The following is an 11,734-nucleotide window of genomic DNA, read 5'->3' on the forward strand; positions in this document are numbered from 1 at the left end:
GACAATGACGACAATACGTCGCTTCAACTCGCACGTTAGGAAACTAAGCTGAAGGGCGCTTTGCGAGGAGCTTGTCTACGTTCGCCATCGAGGCAACGATGAGATGCGCTGCAAATAGGGAGCCGTTGCGGTTCAACGAACTTAGCGTGTTCGCATCTAGGGCCTCAATTGAACGAGCGTTGACGGTATAGAAGCCATCGAGCGCAAAGCTCTCACCTTCTCCCGCTACGTCGATCCGGGCTGGCGCAAGAAGATTGTGTTCGTCAAGAGCTTCGACAAACGCTCTCGTTGGGCCGATGCCGCTCATTACAGTCGACAACACTGACTGGAAGTCGTCCATCAAGAACGTTGCGTTTCCCCCTTCATCGAAAAGAGCTTCGCCTTCGTCACGCGACACCATGGGATGCTCGACATCAATCGCCATCGTACCGGTACCGGCCTCCTGGCCTGGCACAACCAGAAAGGGCCGTCGGCGAATATCGAGTGGGATGTAGTGACATTTCCAGTTCTCGTCCTGATCAAGCATCAAGTTTTCGCCGGCCCGGAATCCAAGCAGCGCAAACAGGCCGAATTGGCCGCTCTCCGGGCTCTTGATGAGACAAACCGGGAATTCCACGGCCAGATGCTGCAGTTCGCTCGCCAAGACCGGGAGTAGATTGGTGCCCTGAAGCAAGCGAGAACCCTGATCAGTCCGGATCCTGATGTCTCGATGCTGTCCGGGGTCGAGCAGTTCAATTCGCGGCAAACGTCCTCTCCTTGCAGGCCCACCTGCGGCATTCAGACCTTGGCAAGACCATAGCGTACAATCTTGTCGAGCAGCTCTCGGTTCGGGGAAAGCGTACCCAGCATGGTCCGGACCTCTACTTCATTACGCTCCATCAACGTCGCTGCCTGCGAAGCCAGATTCGGTGAAAGGCCACGAGGGCTGGCCTCGGTATGAAAGCCCATGCCGTACAAGACATATTGATAGCTGGCGGCCGGAAACACTTCGACGGCCCGATCAAAGTCATCGTGCCACGGAGGCTGGTAATGCCACAATTCAAGAAGGTCCCGAAGACTTTCAGGGACAGTTTCTTCCCTGCGATTATCGATCCAGAAGGGATCGTCGTCCCTCTTGCTCAGGACATAATGAAGCTTGAGAAAGTCGATAATGCGCGCCCAACGATAGAGGAAGGTCTCGTTAAAACGGCGTGCGACAACATCCATCGCTGACCGAGAGGCCGGCATTTGCTCAGCGATAAATTGCGCCGCAATTTCAATCAGCAGGATTGCCGATGCTTCGAGTGGCTCGAGGAAACCGGCTGACAATCCGACGGCCACGCAATTGCCCGCCCAAAATTTCTCGCGGTGTCCAGGTTCAATAGAAATCTTGCGTGCCGCAAGGGCATCGGGATCGTGTCCCAGGGATCGGACATACGCGCGCAGCCTGTTCTCGGCCAAATCGTCGCTGCAGTGGCTGCTCGAATAGACGTGGCCGATGCCGCGGCGGCTTTGAAGGCCGATATCCCAAATCCATCCGGCCTTTTGGGCGGTTGAGATCGTGTGGGACACCACCGGGCTTGCCAAATCCTCGTACGGCACCTGCATGGCGAGCGCACGGTCAATGAACAGGACGTCCTTACAGCTCTTGAACGGGACGCCGAAGTGTCCTCCAAGAAGCAATGAACGCATGCCGGTGCAATCAATGAAGAGATCGCCCGAGATTTCGCCGGCCTGCTGCGTCTCGATGGCCGCGATATCGCCGTTGTTGAGCGCGCGAACGCCGGTGACGTCGGCCAAGACATGATTGACGTCTAGATTCTCAATACAATGGGACTGAAGGAAGGGAGCAAACTTTCCTGCATCGAGGTGATACGCGTAGTTAGCGACCGCATCGTATTCTGCGGTCGTGATCTTCTTGGGCGCGAGGCCAGCCTCACACAAATGCTCCTGGGGGCAAACACGCGACGAAAATGAACGATCATTGGTCTTTTCCAGCCAGTAGGGCACCAGATTCGTTTCGAAATAGCCTTGGGGCAGAACCAGCGGATGATAGTAGAAGTCATCCGCGTCACCGGTTACCCAACGGGCAAATTTCGCACCTTGCTTGAACGAAGCTTCGCACTGTCGGATGAAGTCCGTCTCTCGAACCCCCATACGCTTGAGGGTGCGCCGCATGGTTGGCCAGGTTCCCTCTCCGACACCAATGATCGGTACGTTCGGAGATTCCACAAGAGTAATCTGCAGGGGATGTGCATCTTGCGCACGAGATACCGCAGCGATGGTTCCTGCGGTCAACCAGCCGGCAGTGCCTCCGCCCACGATCACGATTTTGGAAATCGGTCGCATAACTGCCTTCCAGTTTGCATCAAGTCGCCGTCAAAAGGCAAGCAGGACCGATCTGCTAGGATCGGCCCTGCCTATGCGCTACGACGCCTTGTTCCTCCAATTTCTCAGAATTTTGCGCGAACACCGAAGGAGAAGCGCGGCCCATACTGCTCCGCATCGCGTATCTGTTGCTCGAACCTCGCGTAGCGACGAATCGTTGCATTGTTCAAGTTCAGACCCTCGACGAAGACCGAGAAGTGATCGTTGATCTGGTAGCTCGCGCTCGCGTCCAGCTGACCGTACGCGTCAACGTTGATAGGTTCTGCACCGAGGCTTTGTAGGAACTTGTCACGCCAGTTGTAGGCGACACGCACCTGCAAACCGTGCTTTTCGTAGAAGCCCACAAGGTTATAAGAGTTCGAAAGCCCGGTGAGCGCGAGGGTTTGTGTGAAGTCATATGGGTCAAGATTGACATTGCCGTGAACCAGCGTTCCGTTAGCGATGATGCCAAACCCAGTGTCTCCGAAGACATGTTGGATGGTCGCCTCTACACCATCGACGGCTGCCGATTTGAGGTTCCCAACGGTGTTGATTTGCCAGGTGACGACAGGGTCGCTCGGCTGTGACAAACAGGCAGGGTTAGGCGGATTCGAGGAGTCGGGGCAGCCTGGCCGCGGGTTGACACTTGGATCGGTAAGAGGCTGACCGTTAACATCGTAAATCGGACCGTTGATCGCGGTCGCCCCGATAAAATTGTCCACCCACTTCCTGAATAGGCCAACCGAGACATAGCTGCTCGGCTTGTAATACCACTCGAAAGAGAGATCCAAGTTGTTGGAAACATAAGGGAGAAGATTGGGATTGCCCTGCGAAGCAATAAATGGTCCGCCAGGACGGGAGTTGAGGAAGTTGGTTTGCGGGAACATCGCCGACAGACTGCTGCGGGCGATGGTCTTACTATAGGACGCGCGCGCGACAATATTCGGGGTGAGATCGATCCGGAAGTCGATGTTCGGCAGGAATTCGCTGTATCCGCCATACAGATTTTGCGTCGCGGGCGTATTGTCCCGGATCACCTGGAGTTCCTGAACATGCCTGTAGTTCAAAGCAATGATGCCGTTGGCGATGGAATACGACGATACGTCGGTCTTCTCGTACCGCACACCTGCATCGATCTTGACTGGCATGTCGTGAAAATCGGTCTCAAGATCAAGGGAAACATAGCCTGCCCAAGTCTTCTCGCGAACACCGTTGTATTGTGGCGGATCGAGAGCAAACTGGCCTGCGTTTTTCACTAAATCGACAAATTGCGTCGCACTGTAATTGGGTATCTGCGAGAACAACTTGTCTGCGCCGGGGAAAGCATTGAGGATGTTTCCGCGAGGGATATAGGAGTAGTCAAGACCAGTTAGTGGCACGTCGACGAAGCGGAATGTCGCCTCTGTCAAAGTGTCTACCTTGTAGTCGGTGTAGTTGGCGCCAAAATTGATTGCTCTGAGGGCGCTATCGTCGCTTTTCCATTGCCCGGAGAACTGCACCTGATTGATGCGATTCTTCACCTCGTAACCGCGGACTTGGTAAAGGTCGGAAACGATGTTCGAAAAGTCATAGGCGCTTCCGCCAAGTGCACTATCATCGAAACTCGCAGTGGGGATGACGCCGGTGAAGGTGCCGTTGATGTCCACTGAAGTTCCGGGATTTTTAAGATCGGCCAGCACTTCTGCCGCTTGCCCGTCTTTGGTTCCAGGATTGGAATGTGCCGTTGACGTGTGCGCATCGAGCTCGAAGCTCAGGTTATCCGTTGCATCCCACTTGATGTTGCCACCAAAGGAATCATTGCGCGTATCGTTCAGATAGTCCCAAGACCAAAAATTGAGCTGGTCGTTCAGCGTCGTGACATCGACAAGCGTACCATTCTTGTCCGCTGTAGCTATATCAGGGCGATCGAACCAGAAGCTCATACGGTGCATCTGGGTGGTCTCTTTGTATCGAGACATTGTGTAGTCTGCAGTCAAAACCAAGCCATCGACTGGCTCCGCTTGGAGTACGACCTGAGCATTGGTGCGCTTTCGATTTGAATCCGCAACATCAAGGTCGACGGTCCACGGAGTCCAAAACGCCTGTGTTGGGTTGACCGAGGTGTCGATTGCACTGAGATCGAGATTGGGATTACTGCGGTTTCCGCGATTGCGGACCCAACCTTGCGTGCCTGTACGCTGCCTTCGCGAATTCCTTTCGGAATACGAGGCGCTAACCAGAAGGCCAAGGCGGCCGTCTGCGAAAGTATCGCTGACGACGCCCGAAACCTCGGGCGTAATCTTGCCGCCCAACTTGGATGTCGTGTCGTAGTTGCCCTTGGCGCTCAGCGTGCCATGAAAGCCTGGCCGATCGAATGGCCGCGGTGTCAGAATATTGATGGTCGCACCAATTCCTCCAGATGGCACATCTGCCCTGCCAGTCTTGTACACCTCGATAGCCGAAATGCCGTCAGACGACAGATCCTGGAAATTGAAGCTGCGGGTGATGCCATCCGAAATGAGTGAGGAAGCATTCGGCATCTGCCGCCCGTTTAGGGTAACTAGGTTGAACCCCGGGCCGAAGCCGCGAACAGTGACACCGTTACCCTCGTTATTCTTTCGGTCAATCGAAACACCAGCGATACGCTGGATCGATTCTGCGAGGTTAGCATCAGGAAACTTGCCAATATCTTCGGCCGAGATGGCATCCACGACGCCGTTGGCATTGCGCTTGATCGCCTCAGACTCATTAAGCGATTTGCGCAGGCCTGTCACAACGATCACGTTGCCATTGTCCGCAGTGCTATTGTTCGCAGTATCTTTGGATGCTGGGGGCGGCGATGCGTCCTGAGCGTACGCCGACGTCGCTAATTGACTGATCGCCAGAGCCGAAACACAGACGGAATAGCGGAAACAAGACTTAATGCCCATTGGCCCTCCCTTTCAATATTTCTCCGTCATCCGCCGCTGATGGTCGGATCGACGCGTTGGTCTTTCCGGTTGACTATCGTTCAAATCGCAGATTGTCAACAATAGACGATCGACTAAAATTGGAAATCCTGTCGACGCGAGGAAAATCACGATTTTGTCGGCCTGAATGCCCTGCGGCCCATCCCGGTCCCACTCAGGAAGAGCCCGGTCTGCATGCGTAAAAGCATGCGCGAATCAGCGCACCTTAATGTCGTGGGCTAGGTCGAGAGCCCGTCAAGCTTGAAAACGTCAAAGATCGTCAGCTCGGATCTTCAAGCGACATGCCATCTTCTCGCCTGGACGCAATTCGACCAAACCAAACCGCCGATCAAAATTGGCCAGGTTATGAGCTCCCGGCAGATGAGACTGTGGTTCGAGGCAGAATGTGTCCAGCTGGGGGTTGGCATAGACCATCAGCCAGTCCAGCCCTTGCGAGGCGGTCATTGTGACCGTCAGGTTCAATTCCGGATATGCGATCTGCGCCATTCGCTCCCATCCCTCATAGGCATTGTTTCGCCAATTGGCAGGTACTGTTCGGCCGCCTGAGAAATCGAGTTCGGGCGGCAGGGATATCGGGTCGGAGGGCAATCCTCCTGGCCCCTCGAGCCAGAATCGTCTACTCGAAAAGGAGACGTGCGCTCCCGGGCTGCGGACGAACCAAGGATGATAACCCAGACCGAATGGAAGCGGGTAGTCCGATGCATTTATTACTCCGAGCTCGATTTCGAGTCCGGAAGAACTCAATTCCAGCGATTGCTCGGCAAGAAAGTCGAAAGGGCCGTAACGCGCCTCCAATTGGAGCGTGATACCGCTGGCCTTCCGAGACACGACTTGCCAAGCGCTCGTCCAGCCGTTGCCATGCAGCGCGTGTACTTCACCCGGATGCGTTGGCAGCTGGTAGCTTTGGCCATTCCAGGTAAAGCGCCCGCCACGAACGCGACCGGCCAACGGCACCATCGCGAAGCCAGCAACGTCCTCGGGTCCCTTTGTCGACACTTCCCTCGGATTAAAAAGGGATTGCAACAGCGATCTGCCCTTCCAATGAAGGCGGCCAAGGCTACCTCCGAGCGACGGTAGAATGTCGGCCTCGTAGTCGCCGTGATGTAATCCTAAAGCTTCGAATTTGCCGTCAACGTCGGACATCGGAATGCCCAGAAAGATAGCAATCAATATCCGCGCGCTCAAAAAGCGACGCATCGCCAGGCAAGGTATGCTTCAGCGCTGCCAAGGCTAGCCCGGTTCTGACCGTTTCTGCATCCGGACATCCATGGACAAGGCCGTCGAGCACGCCCGCACAAAACGCATCGCCACTTCCAATGCGGTCGATGATCCGGGTAATCTCGATTTCCTCCGTCTGCACCTCACTCTGCGGGCGGTCTATTCGGGCCGACAGGGTATGCCTGTCCGCCTCGTGCACGTGACGAGCGGTTGAAGCGATGCCCTTGAGATTGGGAAACATCTCGAATCCGCAAAGCGCGGCTAGACGGCGTCGTTCGGGTCCGCTGCCATCGAATTCTTTTCCGGCAAGCAGAGCGAAGTCCCTGTGGTTGCCAAACAGAAAATCGGCCCATGAAATGAGAGTCTTCAGGATTGGGACGGGATCGCAGCCACGTGCTTCCCAAAGATTGCGGCGATAGTTGCAGTCGAATGCGATCAGAACCCCACGTCCCTTGGCCGTCTCAATCGCTTGTAGCATCGACCGCTCTGCCATTTCACCAAGCGCGGCATTAATGCCGGAAACATGCAGCCAACTCACACCGGCGAGCGCCTCATCCCAGTTCCATGCGTCAGACTTGGCTTGCTGGAACGACGTGGCGTCGCGGTCATAAACAACTTGGCTGGGTCTTGCACCAGCGCCGCCAGTTACGAGATACAAGCCCAGCCGACCATGCAATCGCAGAATATGGCGAGTATCGACGCCCTGTTCTCGAAGCTTGCCGCAGACGCCATCACCAAGTGCATTGGGTGGCACTGCAGAGATCATCCTTGCTTCGTGACCAAGGCGGGCCAGCTGGCACATAACATTAGCTTCGGCACCACCGACATAGGTGCGCAGTTCAGGTGACTGAAATGGCAATTCGTGATTGGGAGGAGAAAGGCGCAGGAGAACCTCGCCGAACGCAGCCAGGGTCATGGCAGTGCTTCCGCAGAACGCAAAGCAGTAACATATTCCGCTGCTCGATTTCCAACTTTGCGCGCACCTGTCCCGGGCTTGTATAGCCCGGAGCCCAGACCAAAGCCGGCGGCACCGGCTGCTGTCCATGCTCCCATGCTTTCCGGATTGATCCCCCCCACTGGCAAGACAGGCAAGTCCGGCGGAAGAACAGTCTGGAGAGCACTAAGATACTCCGGGCGGACAACATCAGCGGGAAACAGCTTCAAACCGTTCGCGCCCGCGGCAATCGCATCGAACGCCTCTGTCGGACTCATGAAACCGGGGAGACAAGCCATATCGTTGGCCACCGCTTTGGAGATGACCGACACATCAACATTGGGGCTGACAACGAGCTGTCCGCCAACGTCACGGAGCGTTCCGATTGCCGATGCCGACGTCACCGTCCCTGCTCCGATCAAGGTCTCTGCCGGTAACGCCTTGACCAGCCGGGCGATGCTTTCGAACGGATTAGGCGAGTTCAGTGGCACCTCGATGATGCGGAATCCTGCCGCGAACAGCGCTTCGCCGATCGGAATAGCCTCGTCTGGCTTGATACCGCGAAGTATTGCGACGAGCGGACATACCTCAAGGGCTGCCTTGAGCTTCTTGTCGCTCATCTATCGTCCCCAAATCCAAAGGCCGACCTAGCAATCTCGCCAACCCCGGCCACGAGAGCTTCTCGTACTCCAAGTGGCACAACCTCGCCGCCAAGGGCGACGATCGCAGCACGATAGAGCGATGCGAGAATCTCGTCGGCGACGAGGCAGACCCTGCAATCTCCCATTAGCCGTCCGCGGACCTCAGCTCCGATAAGAAGGCCACTCGCATATGCAGAAGCACGCGCATTATCCCAGCCAAGCAACAACGTTCCAGCCCGGACACGAAATAGTTCGTTCAGCGCTTCGCTTTCTGCCGAATGCGCGACCCCTTGTTCGAAATACGAATTCGCCTCCACCTTGCCGCCGAGGGCCGCGGCCAGGACTGAATGCGATTTCAGCAAGCCAAACACTTCCCCCGTCATACTGGTCGCGAATTCCAGAATTTTTCCATCGACCAGCTTTGCCCACTTTGAATGTGTCCCCGGTTGGCAAAAGATAAATGGCGCCTCACTGCCAAGCAACTTGGCGGCACCAAAGAACTGGACCTCTTCTCCGCGCATCACATCGGGAGAGGTGCTGTCCGCCTGCGCGACACCTGGCACGATGGCGGTGCGCGGATCGATCCAGAATAGTTTGCCCGCTAGGCTGTCCTGGTTGACCGGGACAAAGCAATAGTCAGCTTCGATCCACCCAACGGTGGAGCCGACCATGCCAGAAAGGAGCATGGGCAGGTCACCAAGCTCGGCACGTATGCCGGCGACTACTCCCGCGAAATCGTCCTTCCCGAGATGAAGCGCGCCAGGCAATCCATTGAGCGAGCGCACGCACGCTCCATCACTTATGAGATAAGCCCGGCAATTTGACGTACCCCAATCGACTGCGATGAAACTAGAAGGGATCATTGTCCATAAGCTAGGTAGACGCTGCGCTTTTGCAGGTAGTTCTCTAGGCCGTATGGTCCGTCCTCGCCCCCCAGACCGCTGCGCTTGTGCCCATTGTGATAGCCGTGGAACGATCCGCTGATACCCTTGTTGACGAAGACCGTACCTGTCTCGAGTTCGTCGATCGCTCGGTTGATCGTGCCGTTGTCGTTCGTCCAGAGATATGCTGAAAGGCCGTCGTCGCGCTCGTTTACAATGTGAACCGCCTCATCGAAGTCCTCGATTGGCAGGATAGGGAGTACCGGACCGAAGATCTCATCGCGAATCAGCGGCATACTGGCGGAACTTCCCGAGATTACCGTCGGCTTATACCAGTATCCGTTCTCGAGGCCTTCGGGGCGGGCGGCTTCACCGCCAATTAGAACTTGGGCACCATGTACGCGTACCTCGTTGACCATGGCAGCAATCCGGTCGCGCGCGCCAGCAGTCGAGATCGGACCCATCCCAGGATTATCCATCGGATCGCCCAGCGTGATAGCTGCGACCCGCTTAAGCAATTTGTCCGTGAACTCAGCGACAATTCGCCGATCGATGAATGCCATTTCATTGCAAATGCAAACCTGACCGCTGTTGGCGAAACGGGCCACAGTTGCAGCCTCAACCGCAGCGTCAACATTGGCATCGGCCATAACGATGAACGGCGCCTTCCCGCCCAGCTCGAGAACCAGAGATGCGAGGTTCTCAGAGGCGAGCTTCGCTACGCGTTGTCCCGCCGCGATACTACCGGTGAGAGTTACCAGCCGCGTCCGCCGGTTGGACACGAGGCCGGCCCCGACGTTTGCGCCGTATCCGGTGACAAGGCTGACGACCCCCTTGGGGAGGCCAACTTCATCGACGAGGCGGCAGAATTCAGACGCAGTAACAGGTGTTGCCTCATGCGGCTTGATTACGACTGTATTGCCAGTGACCAATGCCGGACCGACCTTGCGACCAATCAGGGCCAGCGGGTAATTGTACGCGCACAGCGCTACGCAGACACCGTAAGGAACCTTGAAGGTCATCAGGCGTTCGTTCGGGTTGTCTGCCGGTAGGATGTCTCCTCGCAGCCACCGCGCCGAATGCGCAGCATACTTCATATAGCCGATCGTGTCGGCGACTTCGCCGAGCGCCTCTTTATAGGTCTTGCCCTGTTCCATCACGATCAGACGGGCGAAGTGTTCCATTTCGTCTTCGAGTTTGCGGTTCAGTGCTTCGAGGTATTTAGCTCTTTGCATCGGAGTCAGTGCCCGCCAGCCCCCGCCCGCGCGATCGCAAGCGGCCAACGCCTCTTCGCATTCCTCCACTCCACAATCCGGGACTTCGGCCCAGACGGCATCGCTCGCTGGATTGTGAACAGCGATACGACGCCCACTTGAGCCATCGACCCAGCGTCCATCAATATATGCACGAAAGAAGGCCGGTGAGTTCATAGTTGGTCCATTCGCAAGTCCATTCATCGCAATTGTCGAATGTTGACAACTTTGTCAAGGATCGGCGCAGGCTATTTAGCTCGACAGCAAACACGTTGGTCGATTGCTTCGACGGTTCGCCCAACAGCAGGCCAGCCAAACCAACCTAACCGTAGCCACCTTCAATTATTGTCAACATTTGACGATTGACAGTAATCGAAGGCGTGAACTATTGTGCTGCATGCGCTTCCCCGATCACGAAGCCAGCGAGATTGGGTTTTCAAGGTTCCTAGACGATGTGGCGCGGATGGCTCTTCGTCACTTTTGGCATGGCGGCCAACCGGATAGAGAGGCCCCGCGGGCCGTCTGCAATCTTGGTTGTTAAATCTTTAAAGACCGGAGAGTCCCAATGATCAGTACTGCGTCGAAAGATTCTGCCTCTGTCCCTAGCGAAATTCGACGACGGTTCGAAAGGGACGGATTTGTTGCACCTCTCCGCGCAATCGAGTCAGAAGAGGCGGCATCGATCCGAACCAGCCTTGCCGAACACGAGAACCGTCATGGTCCCTTGAGTCGAGAGCAGCATAACAATCCGCACCTACTATTCACCTGGGCCGATCGTCTTGTCAGGGACCCTCGAATAACTGACCGCGTTGCGGAGCTCTATGGCGAGGATCTGCTTGTCTGGGGCAGTACACTCTTCATCAAGCCGCCCCATCATCCCGGCTTCGTTTCCTGGCATCAGGACTCAACTTATTGGGGCCTAGATCCGGCGGACGTAGTTACAGCATGGGTCGCATTAAGTGACAGCCATGCCGACAATGGTGCCTTATGTGTCGTGCCAGGCAGTCATCTCCAGGAGCAATTGGCGCATCGCGATACCTTCGACCCCGACAATATGCTGTCGCGCGGACAAGAAATCTCGGTGGAAGTCCACGAGGACGAATCCCACTGCATAGAGCTTAACCCAGGTGAAATGTCGCTACATCATGTGCGCATGGTCCATGGATCAGGACCGAACACTTCCGACCGACCGCGCATCGGCTTTGCGATCCGCTACCTGCCGACCCGGGTTCGCCAGATCGGGGCCGTGAGGGACACGGCCACACTTGCGAGAGGAATTGATCGCTTTGAGAACTTCGACCCTGAAGTAGCACCGGAAAGCGATTTCGCCCCTGAAGCGGTCGTCTTCCATGACGAGGTCGAGGAGCGACTGAAAAAGATAATCCTGCAATAGCGCAGCATGGCAGCCTGCTTGATCACCTGGAAGACAACGCGCATCTTCCTAGCGTGCTTGCTGCTTACGGCAGCAATAGGAGGTGAAGCGTCACCTCAATCGGTAAGGCCACCTGCGCCA

The 11,734-nt window shown here is 56.1% G+C and carries 9 protein-coding genes; 1 reads left to right on the top strand and 8 read right to left on the bottom strand.

From position 1 onward, the window contains the following. Positions 1–43: 43 nt before the first annotated feature. The 8 genes from CJO11_RS06920 to CJO11_RS06955 all read right to left on the bottom strand — a co-directional run bounded on the left by CJO11_RS06920 (position 44) and on the right by CJO11_RS06955 (position 10,398). On the bottom strand, positions 44–745 hold the full coding sequence (locus CJO11_RS06920) for a SapC family protein (RefSeq protein WP_169829155.1): 702 nt from the start codon (positions 743–745) through the stop codon (positions 44–46). Between the two features lie 32 nt (positions 746–777). Then, a complete protein-coding gene (locus CJO11_RS06925) occupies positions 778–2,328 on the bottom strand; it encodes a tryptophan halogenase family protein (protein ID WP_095012057.1) in 1,551 nt (516 codons plus the stop codon). A gap of 104 nt (positions 2,329–2,432) precedes the next feature. Continuing rightward, positions 2,433–5,255, bottom strand: a complete 2,823-nt coding sequence (locus tag CJO11_RS06930; RefSeq protein WP_095012058.1) for a TonB-dependent receptor — start codon at positions 5,253–5,255, stop codon at positions 2,433–2,435. Between the two features lie 288 nt (positions 5,256–5,543). Further along, a complete protein-coding gene (locus tag CJO11_RS06935; RefSeq protein ID WP_169829156.1) occupies positions 5,544–6,437 on the bottom strand; it encodes an aldose 1-epimerase in 894 nt (297 codons plus the stop codon). Beyond that, complete coding sequence (locus CJO11_RS06940) at positions 6,424–7,428, bottom strand: sugar kinase (protein WP_095012060.1); 1,005 nt, start codon at positions 7,426–7,428, stop codon at positions 6,424–6,426. The genes CJO11_RS06935 and CJO11_RS06940 overlap by 14 nt, the downstream gene beginning before the upstream one ends. After that, positions 7,425–8,066 carry a 2-dehydro-3-deoxy-6-phosphogalactonate aldolase gene (locus tag CJO11_RS06945; protein ID WP_095012061.1) on the bottom strand — a complete coding sequence of 214 codons (642 nt, stop codon included), beginning with the start codon at positions 8,064–8,066 and terminating at the stop codon, positions 7,425–7,427. Before CJO11_RS06945 ends, CJO11_RS06940 begins: the two co-directional genes overlap by 4 nt. Next, positions 8,063–8,950: a 2-dehydro-3-deoxygalactonokinase gene (locus CJO11_RS06950; protein ID WP_095012062.1), complete on the bottom strand. Its 888-nt coding sequence runs from the start codon at positions 8,948–8,950 to the stop codon at positions 8,063–8,065. Before CJO11_RS06950 ends, CJO11_RS06945 begins: the two co-directional genes overlap by 4 nt. Beyond that, positions 8,947–10,398: an aldehyde dehydrogenase family protein gene (locus tag CJO11_RS06955; RefSeq protein WP_095012063.1), complete on the bottom strand. Its 1,452-nt coding sequence runs from the start codon at positions 10,396–10,398 to the stop codon at positions 8,947–8,949. Before CJO11_RS06955 ends, CJO11_RS06950 begins: the two co-directional genes overlap by 4 nt. A gap of 388 nt (positions 10,399–10,786) precedes the next feature. On the opposite strand from CJO11_RS06955, the gene CJO11_RS06960 reads away from it, so the two are divergent. Further along, complete coding sequence (locus CJO11_RS06960; RefSeq protein WP_095012064.1) at positions 10,787–11,614, top strand: phytanoyl-CoA dioxygenase family protein; 828 nt, start codon at positions 10,787–10,789, stop codon at positions 11,612–11,614. The last annotated feature ends 120 nt before the right edge of the window (positions 11,615–11,734 follow it).

This window comes from Tsuneonella mangrovi, assembly GCF_002269345.1.
Lineage (GTDB): Bacteria > Pseudomonadota > Alphaproteobacteria > Sphingomonadales > Sphingomonadaceae > Tsuneonella > Tsuneonella mangrovi.